Source organism: Candidatus Woesearchaeota archaeon (assembly GCA_030651135.1).
Taxonomy (GTDB): Archaea; Nanobdellota; Nanobdellia; order Woesearchaeales; family JACPBO01; genus JACPBO01.
Genome location: JAUSCS010000013.1, coordinates 29,616 through 48,634, shown reverse-complemented (window position 1 = coordinate 48,634; position 19,019 = coordinate 29,616). Strand labels below are relative to the sequence as shown.

The 19,019-nt window shown below is 37.9% G+C and carries 25 protein-coding genes and 1 pseudogene; 17 read left to right on the top strand and 9 right to left on the bottom strand.

Annotated elements, in window-relative coordinates; all coding sequences use genetic code 11:
- Window positions 1–111 precede the first annotated feature (111 nt).
- On the top strand, window positions 112–831 hold the full coding sequence (locus tag Q7J54_06785) for a hypothetical protein (GenBank protein MDO8741248.1): 720 nt from the start codon (window positions 112–114) through the stop codon (window positions 829–831).
- 24 nt (window positions 832–855) lie between these two features.
- On the opposite strand, the gene thsB is transcribed toward Q7J54_06785, so the two are convergent.
- Complete coding sequence (gene thsB / locus Q7J54_06780; GenBank protein MDO8741247.1) at window positions 856–2,487, bottom strand: thermosome subunit beta; 1,632 nt, start codon at window positions 2,485–2,487, stop codon at window positions 856–858.
- Window positions 2,488–2,714: 227 nt separating this feature from the next.
- Window positions 2,715–2,951 (bottom strand): hypothetical protein, encoded by a 237-nt coding sequence (locus tag Q7J54_06775; GenBank protein MDO8741246.1) that lies wholly within the window; start codon window positions 2,949–2,951, stop codon window positions 2,715–2,717.
- A gap of 105 nt (window positions 2,952–3,056) precedes the next feature.
- On the opposite strand from Q7J54_06775, the gene Q7J54_06770 reads away from it, so the two are divergent.
- Entirely contained in the window at window positions 3,057–3,332 is a 276-nt protein-coding gene (locus Q7J54_06770; protein ID MDO8741245.1) for a hypothetical protein, read from the top strand.
- Window positions 3,316–3,540, top strand: a complete 225-nt coding sequence (locus Q7J54_06765; protein ID MDO8741244.1) for a hypothetical protein — start codon at window positions 3,316–3,318, stop codon at window positions 3,538–3,540. Before Q7J54_06770 ends, Q7J54_06765 begins: the two co-directional genes overlap by 17 nt.
- Window positions 3,541–3,615: 75 nt before the next feature.
- On the opposite strand, the gene Q7J54_06760 is transcribed toward Q7J54_06765, so the two are convergent.
- The 3 genes from Q7J54_06760 to Q7J54_06750 all read right to left on the bottom strand — a co-directional run bounded on the left by Q7J54_06760 (window position 3,616) and on the right by Q7J54_06750 (window position 5,281).
- Window positions 3,616–3,978, bottom strand: coding sequence for a hypothetical protein (locus Q7J54_06760; protein ID MDO8741243.1), 363 nt, complete (start codon window positions 3,976–3,978; stop codon window positions 3,616–3,618).
- A gap of 98 nt (window positions 3,979–4,076) precedes the next feature.
- Window positions 4,077–4,466 (bottom strand): hypothetical protein, encoded by a 390-nt coding sequence (locus Q7J54_06755; protein ID MDO8741242.1) that lies wholly within the window; start codon window positions 4,464–4,466, stop codon window positions 4,077–4,079.
- 17 nt (window positions 4,467–4,483) lie between these two features.
- Complete coding sequence (locus tag Q7J54_06750) at window positions 4,484–5,281, bottom strand: sugar phosphate isomerase/epimerase family protein (protein MDO8741241.1); 798 nt, start codon at window positions 5,279–5,281, stop codon at window positions 4,484–4,486.
- Window positions 5,282–5,391: 110 nt separating this feature from the next.
- Between Q7J54_06750 and Q7J54_06745 the strand changes: the two genes are divergently transcribed.
- Window positions 5,392–5,802: a hypothetical protein gene (locus tag Q7J54_06745; protein ID MDO8741240.1), complete on the top strand. Its 411-nt coding sequence runs from the start codon at window positions 5,392–5,394 to the stop codon at window positions 5,800–5,802.
- Here Q7J54_06745 and Q7J54_06740 read toward each other — a convergent pair whose 3' ends face one another.
- Entirely contained in the window at window positions 5,803–6,678 is an 876-nt protein-coding gene (locus Q7J54_06740; protein MDO8741239.1) for a helix-turn-helix domain-containing protein, read from the bottom strand.
- A 101-nt stretch (window positions 6,679–6,779) separates the two neighbouring features.
- On the opposite strand from Q7J54_06740, the gene Q7J54_06735 reads away from it, so the two are divergent.
- The 10 genes and pseudogenes from Q7J54_06735 (at window position 6,780) to Q7J54_06690 (ending at window position 13,752) form a co-directional block, all read left to right on the top strand.
- Window positions 6,780–7,232, top strand: a complete 453-nt coding sequence (locus tag Q7J54_06735; GenBank protein MDO8741238.1) for a hypothetical protein — start codon at window positions 6,780–6,782, stop codon at window positions 7,230–7,232.
- Between the two features lie 50 nt (window positions 7,233–7,282).
- Window positions 7,283–7,843, top strand: coding sequence for a nucleoside monophosphate kinase (locus Q7J54_06730; protein ID MDO8741237.1), 561 nt, complete (start codon window positions 7,283–7,285; stop codon window positions 7,841–7,843).
- An 80-nt stretch (window positions 7,844–7,923) separates the two neighbouring features.
- Window positions 7,924–8,589, top strand: a complete 666-nt coding sequence (locus Q7J54_06725) for a peptidylprolyl isomerase (GenBank protein ID MDO8741236.1) — start codon at window positions 7,924–7,926, stop codon at window positions 8,587–8,589.
- Window positions 8,590–8,667: 78 nt separating this feature from the next.
- On the top strand, window positions 8,668–9,756 hold the full coding sequence (gene ftsZ, locus Q7J54_06720; GenBank protein MDO8741235.1) for a cell division protein FtsZ: 1,089 nt from the start codon (window positions 8,668–8,670) through the stop codon (window positions 9,754–9,756).
- A gap of 1 nt (window position 9,757) precedes the next feature.
- Complete coding sequence (locus Q7J54_06715) at window positions 9,758–9,952, top strand: protein translocase SEC61 complex subunit gamma (protein MDO8741234.1); 195 nt, start codon at window positions 9,758–9,760, stop codon at window positions 9,950–9,952.
- Entirely contained in the window at window positions 9,953–10,534 is a 582-nt protein-coding gene (locus Q7J54_06710; GenBank protein ID MDO8741233.1) for a hypothetical protein, read from the top strand.
- Between the two features lie 11 nt (window positions 10,535–10,545).
- The gene (locus tag Q7J54_06705; GenBank protein ID MDO8741232.1) at window positions 10,546–11,079 is read left to right on the top strand and encodes a transcription elongation factor Spt5; all 534 of its coding nucleotides are present in this window, start codon (window positions 10,546–10,548) and stop codon (window positions 11,077–11,079) included.
- A gap of 2 nt (window positions 11,080–11,081) precedes the next feature.
- Window positions 11,082–11,531, top strand: a complete 450-nt coding sequence (locus Q7J54_06700) for a hypothetical protein (protein MDO8741231.1) — start codon at window positions 11,082–11,084, stop codon at window positions 11,529–11,531.
- Between the two features lie 88 nt (window positions 11,532–11,619).
- On the top strand, window positions 11,620–13,236 hold the full coding sequence (locus Q7J54_06695; protein ID MDO8741230.1) for a PEP/pyruvate-binding domain-containing protein: 1,617 nt from the start codon (window positions 11,620–11,622) through the stop codon (window positions 13,234–13,236).
- 48 nt (window positions 13,237–13,284) lie between these two features.
- Window positions 13,285–13,752: pseudogene (locus Q7J54_06690) on the top strand (50S ribosomal protein L11).
- Between the two features lie 357 nt (window positions 13,753–14,109).
- Here the strand turns inward: Q7J54_06690 and Q7J54_06685 are convergent.
- Together Q7J54_06685 and Q7J54_06680 are read right to left on the bottom strand one after the other, a co-directional pair.
- Window positions 14,110–14,442, bottom strand: a complete 333-nt coding sequence (locus Q7J54_06685) for a hypothetical protein (protein MDO8741229.1) — start codon at window positions 14,440–14,442, stop codon at window positions 14,110–14,112.
- A 103-nt stretch (window positions 14,443–14,545) separates the two neighbouring features.
- Complete coding sequence (locus Q7J54_06680) at window positions 14,546–14,749, bottom strand: hypothetical protein (protein MDO8741228.1); 204 nt, start codon at window positions 14,747–14,749, stop codon at window positions 14,546–14,548.
- 100 nt (window positions 14,750–14,849) lie between these two features.
- On the opposite strand from Q7J54_06680, the gene Q7J54_06675 reads away from it, so the two are divergent.
- Genes Q7J54_06675 through Q7J54_06665 form a run of 3 tightly spaced genes read left to right on the top strand, consistent with a single transcriptional unit; the run spans window position 14,850 to window position 17,692 of the window.
- Complete coding sequence (locus Q7J54_06675) at window positions 14,850–15,491, top strand: hypothetical protein (protein MDO8741227.1); 642 nt, start codon at window positions 14,850–14,852, stop codon at window positions 15,489–15,491.
- A gap of 33 nt (window positions 15,492–15,524) precedes the next feature.
- Complete coding sequence (locus tag Q7J54_06670) at window positions 15,525–16,361, top strand: sugar phosphate nucleotidyltransferase (protein MDO8741226.1); 837 nt, start codon at window positions 15,525–15,527, stop codon at window positions 16,359–16,361.
- A complete protein-coding gene (locus tag Q7J54_06665) occupies window positions 16,358–17,692 on the top strand; it encodes a phosphomannomutase/phosphoglucomutase (protein MDO8741225.1) in 1,335 nt (444 codons plus the stop codon). Before Q7J54_06670 ends, Q7J54_06665 begins: the two co-directional genes overlap by 4 nt.
- Here the strand turns inward: Q7J54_06665 and Q7J54_06660 are convergent.
- The gene (locus Q7J54_06660; protein MDO8741224.1) at window positions 17,689–18,981 is read right to left on the bottom strand and encodes a homoserine dehydrogenase; all 1,293 of its coding nucleotides are present in this window, start codon (window positions 18,979–18,981) and stop codon (window positions 17,689–17,691) included. The genes Q7J54_06665 and Q7J54_06660 overlap by 4 nt on opposite strands.
- Window positions 18,982–19,019 lie beyond the last annotated feature (38 nt).

Sequence of the window (19,019 nt, the reverse complement as noted above, 5' to 3'; positions counted from 1 at the left end):
TTTTGCAGCTGTTAAGTTTCTGATTATAGCTTCAATTGAATTTGAAGCTTACTTCTGGGTATTTATATAAGTCATCATTACTAAGTAGTATAAATAACAAAGGTGAGAAAAATGATGAACAAATTAAGCACGAAAACAAAACTATGTGTAATGGGTTTGGCTGCTTTATTGTATACATCCATAGCGCCTATCAAAGCAGAGGGCATTACATTTAATGACTATATGAATGGAGATAAGATAAAAACAGCGGAATCAAGAAAAACTAACAGCCTGGTCTATGCAATTGAAGGCGTTGGAAGCGCTGTCCTTAACCACGAAAACGGCCATCTTAAGCAAATTGGCTACGATGGTGAGCTGAAGTTAAACGATGGCGGCGGAATTTTTCATGTGAGTGCAAAATCCTATACTGTCATTAAAAGCAAAGAAAAATACACTGCATTTGTCTTTGGAGGTATAGGCGCTTCTAAAGAATCATACGAAAACGCAAGAAATGAAATACTGGGCAGAAGAGATGTTGCAGGATCAGAAGCCATCGCATTGTTGTATGTTGCGCTTGATAATGCCGCTTATGGCGCTAAATCATTTGCGCTAAATGGCTATGGCGATGTTGGTTATATAACGTCTTCAACAAATGCAGACTGGGCTTATGGCGCAAGGCTTTTAGATGGGATACTTTTATGCGCTGATCCTTTTTTCAGGTATCTTGTAGGCCGCGCTTTAGGCAAAGATTCAAAACTTCCTGAAAGAAAGAATGTTGAAATAAGGCCTTATGTCTTTGCAGGCCCGAATACAAGGGATGCTGTTGGGTTTAAAGGAAGAATGGAGTGGTAAAATAAAAAGATAAATAAGATTTAATCAATATTCCGGCATCTCGCCGCCCATTCCAGGTGGCATTGAAGATCCCTTGCCGCCTCCGCCTGCAGCAATAACATCGTCGATCCTCAATATCATTATTGCAACTTCTGAAGCTGAGCTTATTGCCTGCGTTTTGATCTTCAAAGGCTCTATAACGCCCTGCTCGAATGCATCAACAACCTTGGCCTTGAAAACATCAATACCTGCCCATTTCTGCCCCTTGTCATGCGCTGCTTTCAGCTCTGTTAAAATGTCAATTGGGTCAATTCCGGCATTCTCAGCCAAAGTTCTAGGAATGACTTCAATTGCATTCGCAAATGCATTAACTGCCAACTGCTCCCTTCCGGATAATGATTCGGCATATTTTCTTAATTCGCGGGCAAGCTCTATTTCAACTGCGCCTGCACCGGCAACAATCTTTTTGCTTCTCAATACAGCTGCTGTGTCGCCGATTGCATCTTCCATTGCCCTCTTCACTTCATCAACAACATGCTCTGTTCCGCCTCTGATTAAAATTGTAACAGACTTTGGATTCTTGCAGTCCCTGACATAAGTCATATCTTCATCTCCGATCTTTTTTTCTTCAACTATTCCTGCATTTCCCAGATCATCATTGCTTAACTCGTCTAAATTTGTGACAATCTTTGCTCCTGTTGCCCTTGCCAATGCTTCCATGTCGCTTTGCTTTATTCTTCTTGCAGCATAAATTCCCTTCTTGGATAAAAAATGCTGCGCCATGTCATCAATGCCTTTCTGGCAGAATACAACATTTGCGCCAGAGCTTTCTATTTTGCCAACCATCTTTCTAAGCATATTCTCTTCCATATCAAGGAATGCCTGCATTTTTTCTGGGTCGCTTATTTCAATTTTTGCATCAATTTCTGTGCTCTTGATTTCCAACGCAGAATCAACCAAGGCGATTTTCGCATTTTTAATAAGCCTTGGCATTCCTGAATGCACCTTTTCCTTGTCCAGGACAACGCCCTGTATTAATTCAGTATCTTCAACTGATCCGCCGACTTTTTTTTCAAGCTTTACGTTTTCAATATCTATTATTGTCTCGTTTCCTTCTTTTTCAGCAATCTCTTTCACTGCTCTTACAGTCAAGTCAGACAGATGCTCTTTTGCTGTTTCCGCTCCCTTGCCAGTCATAGCTGTTATTGCAATCTTCTTCAGGGTTTCAACATCATTTTCATCTACTGTTTCAGCAATTTTGTTCAGAATTTCAATTGCCTTCTCAGAAGCCAGCCTGTAGCCGCGTGCAATAACTGTCGGATGAATTTCCTGGTCAAGCAGATCTTCGGCCTGCTTCAACAGTTCGCCTGCGATAACAACTGCTGTTGTTGTTCCATCTCCAACTTCGCTTTCTTGAGTTTTCGCAACTTCAACAAGCATCTTTGCAGAAGGATGCTCTATCTGCATCTCTTCAAGAATTGTAACGCCGTCATTTGTTATGACAACATCTCCCAGGCTGTCAACAAGCATCTTGTCCATTCCTTTAGGACCAAGGGTTGTCCTTACTGTCTCAGCAACTAATTTAGCTGCCATTATGTTTGTCCTTTGTGCGTTTCTTCCAGTTGTCCTCTGGCTGCCTTCAGGCAGAATAAAGATCGGCTGTATCTGGTTTGACATTTTATTTCCCCCTTACTTTTATTTCAGATCTCAACAATTCGTAGAAAAGGTAAGTAAGCGGTTCTATTTAAGGCTTATGGTTTTGTGAGCTGTTAAGTCTGCTGGATATGTAATAAAATTATAAAGTACCTTAGAACTAAATATAAGACTAAAAAAGGACTAGTTTACCAATTCTATAGATATTATGTGCATATTTTGACAGAAATAACATTTCTCTATTCAGATTCTTATATTTTTCTTCCTATTGCTGTAATCCCTTCCATAAGCATAAGAATAACAATAATTCCTACTCCTACCCACCACATAACAAAAAAAGATAAAATGAACAAACCACATATCAATATAATAAAAGTCCACAAGACTAAAAAGGCTAAACCCCTAAAAAAATACATATCTATTTCTGTTATTTCTCTAGAAAGAAAGTTATATACGTTTCCAATAACTTCAAATGTCACTAATTCCATTTTAAACCGCCTTTGTAATTGGCTAATATATGTCTATTTAAGCTTTTCCTCTTATTTTAACAAATTAGCCCTCTCTAAATAGGTTAATAGAGGGGGTGCTTATTCTTGAAAAATGAGAAAGATTTAAATACATTTAACCTTTTAGTATGTTTGAAGAAAATGGCAATTGATTTGAAAAAAATATTTTCTACATCCTTAATATTAGTCGGAATTTATTATATTTTAGTATCTTTCAACATAATCACTTCTAAAATAATTTGGATTGCGGGGTATACACCTAAAAACTACGAGGTTTTTTTTGTTGGATTAATTGTAATCATATTGGCAGTTATACTGGATAATGACTTAAGAAGGCAGGTAAAAAATGTCATTGGAAGATGATGTTAGAGAGCTTACTTCTCCAAGCAATTTTATGGCTCTAGTGATAGCATATGCACTTGTTTTTGCTACAACCGATAAAACCCAAATATGGTCAATGACTTGGAAATTTTTATCTGTGGCGTTGATATTAGTTTTTTTATATTTTTTATCAAGATATTTTTTAATTCATAGAAAAAATAAAAAAATAATCAAATACTGGCTAATTTGATTAATCCTAACCACCCTTCTGCCCAACATCTAACTTTAACCAATAAATTTTACTCAAGTACCCCTAATATTGTTTTCATAATCCTAAATCAAAAATTGAAGGTTTTTTCTTTGTTTTCTTTTTTGCACTTAGTTGATCATGGACATCCTTATGGCAATCTAAACATAATACCCTTAATTTATCTTTTCTATCGTGATACGGTATTTTCTTGTCAAAAGTGGGTTTTCCCAACTGCCCCATAAATCCAGCTCTCCTTTTTACTTTATAAATTTCGTCTGTATGGTGTATTATTAAGTGGGTTGGACTTTTCTTTTTATGGCATTTTTGACATTTATATCTTTTTTGCGCTTTCAAGCCTCTCTTTTTAGAATTTGTCAGTGTTCTATCTCCTGCTTTTTGGAATCTTAACGATTTCATATTCAATATATTTTTTACCATTTTAATCACCCCTTATGAAGTAGTATTGATTAAGTCATATAAAAATATTGCTAAAAAACAAGATATTATTTAATTAAAATTGATGTTAACTCAATAGCTCACGATTTTGTGATTTCGTGATCAAATTCTTCTTTTAATCTTTTCAGGGCATTTTTAGGCAGATAGTTTTTGATTATCTTTTCAGCTGTTTCCTTATCATTCCACTCCTCATTTACTTCAACTTGTATGTCCTGCTCTTTCGGAGACCAGCCATTGCCAACAGCCAGGATGTCGCACAAGCACATTGTTGCATGTTTTAAGCTGAGGTCGCCTCCTTTTATGATGTTCAGCACAAAACATTCCTTTTGCTGATCCAGTCTCAGGATGTAATTGGAAGGTCTGCTGCTGTGTTCCACTTGGAAGTTTTGGCCTATTTTGATGCCAAGCTGCTCCTCTAAGCCTCTTATAAGTTTTTCATAATCAATATTTGCCCTAAAAATATAGCTCATTTATTTCACCGATTTCTCTACCTGTTTAACTCAATCTCCTTCAAAATATTTTCTAAAAAGATCTTTCCATTTTTTATTTTAGCAAGCTTTTCTGCCTGCGCTCCTCCTGTTTCCAGGACCAGCGGCCCGTTATACCCTATTTTCTGCAAAGCCAGAATGTAATCTTTGATATTAACTGATCCTTCGCCAAGCGAAACTTCCTTTCCGGGAACAGCGTCCTTTACGTGAACCTGCCCGATCATACTTTTAAACATCGGAATAGAATCCAATATTTCATCAGCTTCCAGTGTGCCGTAGATTAAAAAGTTAGCAGGATCGAAGTTTATTACAATGCGCGGGTCAGTATCTCTACCCTCAACTGAACAAATAAACCCGATCAAATCCCACGGCGACTCTGTTCCTGTCTCTATGCCAAAATAAACATTTTTATCTTTGCAATAAGATGCTGTCTTTTTCATCTGGTGCGCTAATTGCCTAGATGCGCCTGATTCGATTTTTCCAATATGGCCTGTGACTAAACCGACATTCATTTCAGAAGCGAATTTAATGTACTCATTTGCCCTCCACAGCCATCGGCGGGGGTCTTCTCCTTTGCAGTATTTCAAGCTTAAAGAAGAAACTCTCATATCATTGGTTTTCAGAAAATCAGCCAGCTCAGCTTTGCTGCTGCTTAAGTAAGAATGCGGCAATTGCTCATCAATAGCTGTTAATCCTGTCAATTGCACTTTTGTGAAGCCAAGCTCTTTTGCCTTTTTCACAGCTTCTATTGGATTTTCTATCCCCAATGACGATGTCATAACCCCTATTTCATACATTTGCAGCTCTCCGTTCTGTTTTTATCTTCATAGGCAATTCAGTTCTGATTTAAAAACCTTGCCATAAGCCATATTAAAGATTTATAAATCAATGCGCATTTTACTATGATATGAAAAGAAATTTTGGAAAAGTTTTGGGCATATGGCCGATTTATCTGGCACTTGCAAGCGCAGCTGTTTTAATCGGCGCTAATGCTGTAACCAATGAAGCGCGCAACGGCAGAATACTGAAAAACCCTGTAACAATCGAGGGGAGAGTAGTTTCAATCAGGCCTGAAGGAAGGAATCTTGAAGTAAGGCTTGATTCATCAGAGCAGCCAGTAGATTTCTTAGCATATACTCTCTCTTTTAGCTTCAGAGATGACAAGTACAGGCACGATATTGCAGTCATTCATGATCTGCACAAAAAACTTAAGGAAGGCGATCAAGTTAAAGTAGAGGGCTTTAAAGACCAGCATAAGGGCGTTATATATGGAGCAGATATAAAAAAATGGGAGTATGTTTCTTTGATGAAGAAATAATCATTCAAATTCCTTCAGAAACTTAACCAGCTCCTTTGCTTTCTCAAAATCCATGAATTCCTTTTTTGTCAAAGCAGGAATGTCTTTTTCCTTTGGCTTTTTACTTTTGAAAATAACCAGCTTATCTGCATCTATCAGCTTTGACAGCGGCTTCAATTGCGGGCTTGTTTTGTCTCCGATCTCTGTTAAGATTATCTCTTTTTCCTTTTTGGCTATAACATCAAAAGGAGCTTTTTTCGTTTCAGCTGCCTCAAAGCCAAGATCATTGTATTTTTTTGTCACATCTGTCTTTCCTTCTGCTGCCTGAGAAATATTTGCAACAGAAAAAATGTTTATTTTTTCAAAGACGCTTGGTCCGAGAGCATCATACATGCGGCGCGCTTTATTTATTGTGATGTCTGCCTTTCCTTCCTCGTATCTTTGTATCATCTTTCTGCTGACGCCGAGTTTTTTTGCCAGAGCAGACAATGAAAATCCTTTTTCCTCTATCTTTTCTTTCAGAATATCGGGAGCTATCTTTGCCTTTAAGCCTGCCCTGTCGCGCATAATGAAAGGCATCCTGTTGCCAATGCAGCTGCAGAATGTGCTGTAATTAAGCGTATGAATCCCAAATCTTGAATAAACAACATTGTCCTCTAATTTAACAGCTGCTTTCTCCGCTATCACAACCGGGCTTCCCCCTATATAGCTGCTTATCCTCTGCATCTCCCTTGCATATTCCTCTGAAATTGAATTCGCGTCTTCAAGAACTTTTATCAGCAGGATCTGGCTTTCCTTTCTTGCCACAATGTCAAAGCACGTTCTGGTCAGGGATTTCAGCGTATAGCCTGTTTTAAGGAGATGAATGCTTGTTTTTTCCAACAATGATTGTTTCATGAACAAAGCAAATCAAACAAATAATAAAAATCTTTCTAATATCCTATTTGAAAATCGTTACTACAGAAAAGTTTATAAAGAAACAATAAATTAGGCATGTAATGGCATATGTTTGGATTCCTGTCCTAAGGGCACAGAATTACGAAGTCAGAAAATTTGCTGAAAAATCAGAAGCAGTAATAGAAAAATTGCTGAAAGAAGGGCTTTATGTTGATACGTACGAAGATGTTGCTAAAAGGCATGAACAAAAAAATTGGGTTATGGGGGGCTTGATTCATCATCCGGAACTTGGCGCATTAGTGCAGGAAGCAACAAGCAAAGAAGGCGGGTTAAACATGCTTAAGGAAAGGCTTATTGGCCGCCTAAGACATCATCTCCCAGATATATTGAATGCTACTATTTCTAAGTATGATAGTGAGAAAAACAGGCAGGAAATTGTAAATGGGGCATTAACAGCCTTTGAAAAAGGGGAATGCCCGATAATAAACGGCCTGATAATAAAAAAAGAAGAGCCAGCCCCGATAGATATTTATTTGCCCCATTATCAAAACTAAGATCATTCTTAAATAAAAAAGTTAATAAACCCTTACTACAAACTCCATTCATGATCATCACAATCTCAGGCAAGCCCGGATCCGGGAAAAGCACAGTCGGGAAGCTGATCGCAAAGAAATTGAAGTTCAGGCATTATTCTATTGGGGATCTGAGAAGAGAAATAGCCAAAAAGCACGGCTTAACAATAGATGAATTAAACAAAATTGGTGAAAAAGAAGTATGGACAGATAAAGAGGTTGATGATTACCTTAAAAGGCTTGGTCAGACAGAAGATAACTTCATCGTGGATGGATGGATTTCCTTTTATTTTATCCCTGACTCAATTAAGATCTTTTTAGATGTTGATCTGCACGAGGCAGCAAAAAGAATATTCAAGGACCAAAGGCCTGACGAAGATCACAAAGATTCCATTAATGAAGTTTTTAAAATGATTAAAAAGAGGCTGGAGGAAACCACCAGAAGATATGAAAAACATTACGGAATAAAGGATTTTACAGATAAAAAATATTATGATCTGATAATTAATACAACAAACTTAACGATAAACCAGGTAGCTGATAAAATGCTTGATTTTATACAAAATAAAAACCAAAAACCCAAATATTTATAAATATCCTGCTTATTTCATACATAATATTTCTACTGATTGCTAAAAAAGTAGGAAAAACTAAAAAAGAATAAAAAACCAAGATGAAAATAAACAAAAAAGACTTCATTGAAATCGAATACACTGGAAAGCTGAAAGACGACAACATGGTTTTTGACACAACCGACAAGAAAGTTGCAGAAGAAAACAAGATCTATGACGAAAAAATAAATTATGGTCCTGTCACAATCTGCGTTGGCGAAGCTCAGATAGTTGCCGGGCTGGACAATGCACTGGAAGGCAAGGAAACAGAAAAGAATTATGTGTTCAACTTAACTCCTAACGAGGCATTCGGAGAGAAGAATGCAAAGCTTATGAAGCTTGTTCCGCTTAATATGTTCAGAAAGCAGGGAATACAGGCGTTTGTCGGATTGCAGGTAAATATTGACGATGTCATCGGAACAATAAGGACAATCACTGGCGGCAGAGTTATAGTTGACTTCAATCACCCTCTTTCAGGAAGGGAGCTGGTTTATACTGTAAAGGTCAATACAATAGTCACAGATAAAAAGGAGCAAATAGCTTCATTATTGAAAATGCTCGGGTTTAAAGAGCCAAAAATAGAAATAAAGGAAGATAAAGCAACCATAGAGATTGAGCATGAGCTTCCAAAGGAAGCAAAAGAAGAGCTTGCCAAAAAATTAAAGGAAACTGTTGAAATAAAAGAGATAGAATTCGTAAAACTTCAAAAAGAAAAAGTTAATAAATGAGTAAGTAAATGGTATCATTCGAGAGTAATATGAGGTGGAAAAGTGGCTGATTTTATACAAGATCAATATGATGAGCATGTGAAATCAAAAGCGACTGGCACCAAGCTGCAGCACAAGGCAAATGTCATGGATGCTGAGCTCGAGGAAATGCTTTCCAAGCAAAAAGCTACAATAAAGGTTGTAGGCACAGGCGGCGGCGGAAATAACACAATAAACAGGATAACTGAAATTGGAGTTGTGGGAGCTGAAACTATTGCAGTCAACACAGATGCCCAGGACTTATTGTTCACAACTGCTGACAGGAAAATACTCATTGGAAAAGATCTGACTCATGGCCTGGGAGCAGGCTCGATTCCCAAAGTAGGGGAAGAGGCTGCAAGGGAAAATGAGCACGATATAAAAGAAGCATTGACAGGAGCTGACATGGTTTTTATAACTTGCGGCTTGGGCGGAGGAACAGGAACAGGATCTGCGCCGGTAATTGCTGATGTTGCCAAAAAAATGGGCGCATTGACAGTAGGCGTTGTTACACTGCCATTTTCAATGGAAGGCAAAACAAGATATGAAAACGCAATCATCGGCCTGGAAAAGCTTGAGCAGCTTGTTGATACATTAATTGTCATTCCTAATGATAAATTGCTTGAATTGGCTCCGGATCTGCCTTTGCACACTGCATTTAAGGTTGCAGATGAAATCCTGACAAATGCTGTAAAAGGCATTGCAGAGCTTATAACAAAAGCAGGATTAGTTAACTTGGACTTTGCTGATATAAGGACAGTCATGACAAATGGCGGAGTTGCATTAATTGGCGTAGGCGAATCAGACTCTGAAAACAGGGCAGTAGAAGCTGTTGAAAAGGCCATTAACAATCCTCTGCTTGATGCTGATATTTCAGGGGCAAGCGGCGCTTTAATCAATGTTTGCGGAGGCCCTGATATGACGCTTAATGAAGCGCGCGTTGTTGTCGAGACAATATCTGAAAGAATTGACCCTGATGCAAGGATCATATGGGGCGCCCAGATTTCAGATGACCTTGACAAGACGATAAGGGCAATGCTTATTGTTACAGGGGTTAAATCACCGCAGATCTTCGGCCCGGAAAGAAAGAGGGGTGATAAAAGGAAAAAAGAAATTGAGGACGAACTTGGCATAGAGTTTGTTAATTAAGATGGACTTTGCTTCTTTGATTTCAAGATTTAAGGCATTCGTAGAGGAATGCAGAAGGGTTTTGCTTATCACAAAAAAGCCCACAGGAGAGGAATTCAAGACAATAGTCAAGGTTTCGGGAATAGGGATGCTGGTAATAGGCATTATCGGGTTCATAATCCAGATGTTTTATTTGATCATAATAAGAGGCGGCTAAATGGAAGAAGCATCAAAACCAGGTTTGAATTTTGGCAAAGTGATGTTCGATGCTTCTCCTGTAAGATATTTGGACAATTTAACGAAGGATTTGGAAAATGGCTTGAATGAGCTTTCTGAACAACCCGTCAAATATGCTGTAAGTGCAGTCAAAGATTTTATTGTTGATTATTATGATGTAATGGGAGCTGCCATAGCTGGTTTTGCATGGAAGGACTATGGCGGCAAAGTAATGGGGGATTTGCGCTGGCCGCTTGCATTTATAGGAGCTGGTGCAGCTTTAGCTGGCCCAACAATTGAGAATTGTTTTCATGGCGAAGGGATAGGCTCTAGCAACGGATTTTCATATAGGAGTGCGCGAAGTCTTACTGCAGGTATGGCTGTTGCCGGCTATAACGAAACTCCGCACTTAATCAGCAAAGTTACTGGATTGGCTTTTGGCGCTATATCTTTATTCGCAAATGACTGTTTTTTTAAAGAGAGGGAAGAGAAGAGAGAAAAAAACATTGATCGTGCATGGGAATTGAAGAAAGAGGAAATATTGAAGAGAGTTTTTATAAAGATTGGAGAAAAACTGGAATAAAAAGATTTAAAATGGAAGAATCAAAACAAGAAACAAAAATATTCGTATTAAGGACAACAGCAAACAGGGAAGACCAGGTTATGGACTTTGTTGTAAGCAATGCTTCAAAGAGAAAGCTCGAGATTTATTCAATAATAAGGCCGCATGGATTAAGAAGCTACATATTCCTTGAAGCAGCTACAAAACTGGATGCTGAGCAGGCTGCGCTTAATATCACCTATGCAAGAGGCATTCTGCCAAAAGAAGTCAAGTATGAAGAAATTGAGCATATGCTTGAGCAGGTAAAGCGCGAGATGAATATCCAGAAAAATGATATTGTTGAGATCATTTCAGGGCCATTCAAGAGAGAGCAGGCAAAAGTTTCAAGAATAGATAAAACAAAAGAAGAGGTTGTTGTTGAACTGCTTGAAGCAGCTGTCCCGATTCCAATAACTGTAAAGATGGATGCTGTGAAAGTCATACGCAGAGAATCAGAAGCGCCTGAATCCAAATATGAAGCAGGGGAAGAATCTGAAGAAGAGCCGTCTGAGGATAATGTTTCTTAAAAATGGATGATTTGGAACATCTCACCAAAACATGGAAAGATTTTACTGCAAAAGCCCAAGATGTAGGGCTGCACTTTCCGGAATCACCGGACTTTATCAGGCATAATGGGTGCCTCACATCTGATATTTTTAAAGTGACAAGGGAAGATTATAAAAATTTCACAAATGAAGAGCGGAGAATAATATACGCCAGATTAGAGACAGAGCATGGCGATAAAATACCAGGTTGGCTGGGTGGCAACGACTGGGTGATTGTGATTGGAGGCAATGTGACCATGAAACCAACCGAATACAGGGAACTTGTTCCTGATAACCGGGAAATAATAGAACTTGAGAAACAACACGGCAATCTTGTTGCATATCTGATTCTTGAGTCTGTTGAGATTGAAGAGATTTCTGACACCTGCTTTAAAGACTCAGATATTGGCAATTTAGTTTTTTCGTTAAATTAAAAACAAAAAAGATAAGATTTATATAATTAATCTTTATTTTCCTATAACAAAAAGGGGTTCTTTAGTTATTATAAGTAGTTATCACAAAATGATAAGGCGTGATTTTTCAAGAGAAAGCGAAATAATGGGGAAAGATTTTGCAGCTTTAATTAGAAAAGTTGGCGGAAAGAATGCTGGACACAGGTTATTTGCAAAAATACAAAAAGATTTAGAAGAAAGAATACCTGAAATAAGAGAATTCCATCAACTAGAAAATCTGGAAATAGAGACTTCTTACTATGATAGATTTGAAGAAATAATGCTTACGCAATTTGGAAAGCCACTTGAATGGTTCAAGAGCCTTCCTGAGGAAACAAGGAAAATTGGCGGAGGGGTAATTGACCCAAAAGATGATATCGACATACTAAAAAGAATTTTTTGCGGGTATAAGCCTGGTCAAGATAATCAAATCTTACCAAACGCATTTATTCAGGATTTTTCATATATTAAAAAAATTCTTTACGAAATCCAAGAAATGTCTAGAAAAAAATTTACTGATGCTGATGACAGGAAGGAATTTCATTTAAGAGCTTCCACTACTATTGAAGATTTTGTTGATGACAGATATTATGATACTTTTAAAACAATGGAAGGCGTACCTCTTTTTGAACAGCGTTTTAATCCAGAACATGCTAACTCAATCATATATGTTCTATCTCAGTTTGTACATTTTTATTTGATGAAACATAACTCCGAAGGAAAATACGAACTGGATAATGTAAGCTTCGCTTTAGGAATACAACCAACAATTAATGTTAGTACTTATAAAGAAAAAGATCTGTTTGCTATTTCTTATTCCAGCTATCCTGAATATAAAGAAAAGAGAACTGTGATAGAGGTAAATGGCATACTGCCAGACCCTTTATTTGGCGGTTCTTTTTTTGGTGTAAATACCGCAAAAATACAATTAATCACTGTAGATAAAGAAGGGCACATCTGTATAAAAAATGGATTTTCAGATAGTCTTAAAAAAGCATATTCAGGAAATAAAAGAAAAGAACTTCATAAGGTGAGGGACAAATATAGTTTGTTATCTTACGAGCAAATAATGAAGATGGATAAGGTAGTGAGAGCAATAGAAGAATATTTAGGCTACCCTGTAAATCTTGAATTGCCAATACAATATGGAAAAATGTATTGTGTTCAATTAAGGCCTGTTCCAAGATTAACTGAAAATAGAGAAATCAGATCACTAGAACCATTAGCTGTAGGACATACCTTATTAGCAGAAACGCCTTTTGTTCATGGCAGTTTCAGAAGAAAAGGCACAATAGTGGAACCTTACGCAAAAAATACAAGAGGTTTTAAATTTGAAAAGCCCGTGATAGCCTTACATTATCAAGATAGACCAGCCGAAGCATGGTTTTTTGAGGATACTAATTGTGTCGGCTTATTAAACCCCTCTGAAGGAAGTGTATTAAGGCACGGGCATTCTGTTATTCCTCGTTTCGGTGAAGCCAGAAATAAATTTGTTTTTATAGGCGTGCCAGGACTTTACAAGATCATAGAGCCACACCTAAAAGCTAAAACTGAAAAATGGACTATACCTTGGACTGGGGATAAAGAAGAAGCAATTTTTAAATACTCGGATTTTGAAGTGATTATAGAATCAGACGGCAGAAGAGGAAGGGTTTATCTTGATCCTGAAGCGTCAAAAATATTCTAAAGCAACAAATTCAATAACTTTTTAAATAAATCCCTTATTCCACTCAATATGGCAACACAAACAGTCGATGTATTGGTTGAAGGCGGCAAGGCAACAGCTGCTCCGCCACTTGGCCCAGCCTTAGGCCCGACTGGATTGAACATAGGCCAGGTTGTTGCTGACATTAATAAAAAGACTGCTGCTTTCAAGTCAATGAAGGTTCCAGTAAAGATTAAAGTTGACACTTCTAATAAAACTTATACAATAACTGTAGGCACTCCCCCTACTTCTGCTTTGATCAAAAAAGAAGCCGGCGTGGAGAAAGGCTCTGGAAACCCGCTGCAGGATAAGATAGCGGATTTGAGGATAGAACAAATTATCAAAATTGCCAAGATGAAAGAAGACAGCCTGCTTGGAAAAACTTTAAAAGAAAAAATAAAGGAAATTATAGGAAGCTGCAATTCTATTGGAATTCTTGTTGAAGGCGTTGGCGCGAAAGAAGCGATAAAGCTAGTTAACGAAGGCAAATTCAATGAAGAAATAAAATTGGAAAAAACAGAATTATCAGCAGAAGAATTAAAAACATTGGAAGAAGAAAGAAAGAGACTGCAGGAAGAATCTGAGAAGAGGAGGGCAGAGTTTGAAAGGCTTGCAAAACAAATTATCGACAGCATGGCAGGCAAGCCAAGAGGAGAAATCAAGGCCAAGCTTCACGAAGCAAAGATCCCAGAAGCTATTATTCACGAATTATTGCCAGTTGAAGGTGTTGGCGCAGGCGCTCCAGGAGCGCCAGGAGCTGCTCCAGGCGCTAAGCCGGCTGCAGGAGCTGCAAAAGAGGCTGCTCCAAAAGCAGAGGCAAAGAAGGAAGAGAAGAAGAAATAAGAACAAAGATATTTATTTCATAATCTCGCTTTCTATTTTCTTAAGAACCTTGTCTATTGTCACAAACAGGTTTCTTTCTATGGACTCTGCATTATAATGCGTGCCATTGTCAATTATAGTTCCGCTGATCTCAAACTTGTCGCTGCCTTCTGTGTGGTGGATCTTCTTGAGATTCAAATGCAGCTTCTCGAATTTAGGGCATATTTCTGAGAACCTTCTTGCGTGATTGCCAACGATCTTCTTTAGAATAATCATTGTTGCAAAATCAAGCCCTGAAAAACCGCTCAGCTCTATGTTTCCGCCCAGCTGCATACTTTCCTTTGGTTCTGTATTCGCTTCATCCATATGATCACCTCACTATAAATATTAATCAGCACACCGCATATTTAAATGTTTCCACAAGATCTAAATGTTACGAAGTATGACCTATGAGGGGAGAAGTTTTAATTTAAGTTCTTGTATATTTTATAATCCATAATCCGTTGGTCTTTATTTTTTCGTGTTCAATATTTTTCTTCCAATAAGCATGTACGTGTAATGTTTCGTCTTTATGGTCTTCTCTATACTTCATTTCCAAGCTATAAACAGCTGTAGCTGCACTCAAAAACATTCCTCCCCAAAACAACAGATTGCTTATTGTATCAATGCTCATATTCGATGGAGAACCAAATATGTTTATAAATTTAATTGTTTTTTAATATCCACATCATATTACACAAGATTATTTAAATATGACATTTCTCGTTTCGGAAATGGTCAAAAAAAGACTGATAGGCAAGAATATCATTGGAATAGATGAACTGAATAATGGCTTTCACATACAGCGGAAAGATTTTCCCATGGTTATCTGCGGCTATCTTATCGAGGATTTTCCTTCGAGTTATCCAGAAAGAAAATATGTGAGGAAAAATGGGATTTTTGGCGAAAAAAGCGATAGCGTCAAAGAGATTTTAGGAAGAGCAAGGCCTTATTTTAATGAAAACCCTGATTTCTTTTATACTCTTATACAAAAGGAGAATCTTGAAAATAAGCCATTGTACAAAAGGGCGGAGGCAATAGCAGCAATAGTTTTCAGATTTTTTATTGATTATGGCCTTTCAGAGGAAAATACGCTTGTAATTGCTGATTGGGTTGGAAGAGATGGTTTTTCAAAAGACATATGCTTTTTTTGCAACGAATCTTTCAAAATCGCCGGCTTGGATAAGTTAATCATAAGATTTGAAAAAAAAGCAGATGTTCATAATTATGCTGTGAAAGCAGCAGACAGGGCGGCATATTACATAGGCGGCCTTAAATATAAAAGCAACTGGGAAAAATGGCCTTATTCCGGGAGAAAAGTAGATATGGGGGAGCTGCCTGAGCTTATAATGAAGCTTAAAGATCAAAATCCATAAACTATTTAAACATATTACCTTGTATTACTTCTGATGAAAAAGAGAATCTGCGTCACAATTGACAAAGGGCTTATCCAGAAAATTGATGACCAGATCGACAACAAAAGGATAAAGAACAGAAGCCATGCTATTGAGCTTCTTCTTTCTAAATCAATGGGCGACCATGTCCCTAAAATTGCAGTTATTCTTGCAGGCGGAAAGGGAACAAGATTAAGGCCGCTGACATACATTATACCGAAGGCATTAATTCCGATACATGGCAGGACAATTACGGAGCACATATTTGACCTGTTTAAAAAATACGAAATACGCGATGTTATAATGGCTGTGGGCCATATGCGGCACAGGATAAAGATTTTCTTCGGCGATGGAAAAAGATTTGGAATGAATGTAAAATACATTGAAGAAAAGAAGCCCTTGGGAACAGCGGGCCCATTGCGAATGGCCAGAAAATATTTTAAAGAGGCATTTATTGTTTCAAACGGAGATGAATTAAAGGACATAGATATTGCAGACATGTATAATTTGCACAAAAGAAACAATGCATTAGTTACAATCGCATTGACAACTGTAAGCGACCCTTCACGCTATGGCGTTGCAAAATTAAGCGGCAGCAAGATAATGCAGTTCGTTGAAAAGCCAAAAAAAGAGGATGCGCCATCAAATTTAATAAACTCTGGCTTTTACATCATTGAGCCGGAAGTCCTTAATATGATTCCAAATGGATTTGTAAGTATGGAAAGAGACATTTTCCCAAAGCTTGCAAAAATGGGAAGGCTTTACGGCTATCCTTTCTCAGGCCAATGGTTTGACACAGGCAATTTCCAGAGATACAGGACGGCATTGAAGAAATGGAAAGGGATAAAATGAGCGGCATATTCAAGGCATATGATGTAAGGGGGATTTACCCGACTGAGCTAAATGAAGATGTCGCCTATAAAGTAGGAAAAGCATTCGTCAGTCTTATAAAGCCTAAAAATGTTGTAATCGGCAGAGACATGCGCCTAAGTTCTGATTCACTGTTCAATTCGCTTTCAAAAGGAATAACTGAGATGGGTGCTGATGTTATTGAAATAGGGCTTTGCAGCTCTGACATGGTTTATTTTGCTGTTGGCTTTTATAAATATGATGCAGGAATAATGATAACTGCATCTCATAATCCGAAAGAATACAATGGGCTGAAGTTTGTGAAAAAAGGGGCCGTGCCAATAAGCAGCGAAACCGGCTTGCGTGAAATTGAAAAAATAGCTGAAAAAAATGATTTTAAAGCTGCAAAGAATAAAGGCAAAATAACAAAAAAAGATGTAATGCAGGATTACATTAAAAATATCTTAAAATTCGTTGATATCAAAAAAATAAAGCCATTAAAGGTTGTTGTTGATGCCGGCAATGGGATGGCTGGAAAGGTAATGCCTGAGATAGCAAAACATCTTCCCATAAAATTAATTCCGCTTTATTTCAAGCTCGACGGAAGCTTCCCGAACCACATTCCAAACCCTGTTTTTGAGGAAAGCACCATTGAACTTAAAAAAACAATAAGAAGGGAGAAAGCTGATCTCGGGCTTGCTTTTGACGGCGATGCTGACAGGGTAGGCTTAATAGATGAAAAGGAAAAATTTGTACCCGGCGCATTGACAACTGCAATGGTCGCAAAAAAGATGCTTTCAAAACATCCTGGAGCGAAGATAATCTACTCGAGCACATCAAGCTGGATTGTTGCAGAAACAATAAAAAAATGCAAAGGAAAGCCCATAATGTCTCCTGTCGGCCACTCGTTCATAAAGCAGTGGATGCGAAACTACAATGCCCTGTTTGGCGGAGAGGGATCCGGGCACTATTACTATCAGGATAATTTCTATGCAGATTCCGCCTTTATTACTGCGTTGATTGTCATGGAGATGATCTCTGAGGAGAAAAAACCGCTGTCAAAAATTCTAGAGCAATATAAAAAGTATTTTGCAATAGAAGAAACAAATTTTGAAGTGGAAGATAAGGGGCAAAAAATAAAAGAGATAATGCAGAAGTACAGCTCAGGAAAAATCAATGACATAGACGGTATAAGAATTGAATTTGACGACTGGTGGTTCAGCGTAAGGGCGTCTGGGACAGAGCCTCTGCTAAGGCTGAATCTAGAAGCAAAAAGCAAAAAAGTAATGGAAGAAAAAGCAAGGGAATTAAAAAATATTATTACCGAAAATTAGTTTTTCTCAGCAAGGTCCTCAATCCTGATAACAACTGTTTCTTCTTTAACAACATCTAATTTGTTTATCTCCTTTATTGCCTTGCTTACATTGCTCTCCAGCGCATCATGTGTAGTGATTATGACAGGAACTGTGTCCTTGTTCTCTTCTTTCTGCGAAACAGCCGCTATGCTGATATTGCTGTTTCCCAGTACGGCTGCAATCTTTGCCAAAACACCTGGCGCGTCAACCACCATAAATCTGAAATAATATCTTGAAATAACTTCATTAATGCTCTTTAATCCGTAATTTTCAAAATATTGAACAGGCGCTGTTGCAACATTATTAGCCATATTATTCGCAATGCTCAAAATATCGCCTAAAACAACAGCCGCTGTTGGCAATTGGCCCGCTCCTTTGCCATAAAGCATAACAGGACCTATATTTTCCCCTACTAAGTAGATGGCATTCAGCTCGTTTTTGACAGTAGCCAGCTCATGCTCTGCTGGGATCATCGTCGGATGAACCCTCAGCTCTATTTTGTTATCGCTCTTCTTGGCAATTGTCAGCAATTTTATTGCATATCCCAGCTCTTTCGCATACTGCATATCATTCCTGCTTATTTTTGTGATGCCTTCGCTGAAAATGTCTTCTTTTATTTTCATATTGAAAGCTAAAGAAGCCAAAATAACCAGCTTTTGAGCAGCATCTTTCCCTTCAACATCAAAGCTGGGGTCTTTTTCTGCAAATCCCAGTTCCTGGGCTTCTTTTAGGGCATCTTCATAGCTTTTGCCTTCGCTCATTTTTGTCAGAATATAGTTTGTTGTTCCGTTTAAAATTCCATAGATAGCATTAATTCTTTCAGCCTGGTAATTTACCTGCAGGGCATTCAGAATCGGAATGCAGCCGCCAACAGCTGCTTCAAAATAGAAATTTACTTTATTCTTCTGCGCTGCTTCAAACAGCTCAGGCCCGTATCTTGCTATAACTGCCTTGTTTGCAGAAACAATATGCTTTCCATTTTTCATGGCATTCATAATGATTGTCTTGGCGGGCTCATAGCCTCCGATCAGCTCAACAACTATGTCAATTTCCTTGTCATTTATAACATCATTGAAATCAGTTGTCTGCTTTTCCTTTTCAATGCCTGATTTCTCTGCATTTTTCAGGGTTAAGCTGCAAACTTTCTTTAAATTAAGCTCAATTCCTGTTCTGTTTTTGATCAGGCTGCTATTATTCTTTAGAATTTTGACTACTCCTGAGCCTACAGTTCCCAGGCCTATTAAGCCTATGTTTATCGCTTTGGACATTTTAGAGACTTCTTTGAATGATTGTTTATAAAGATTTT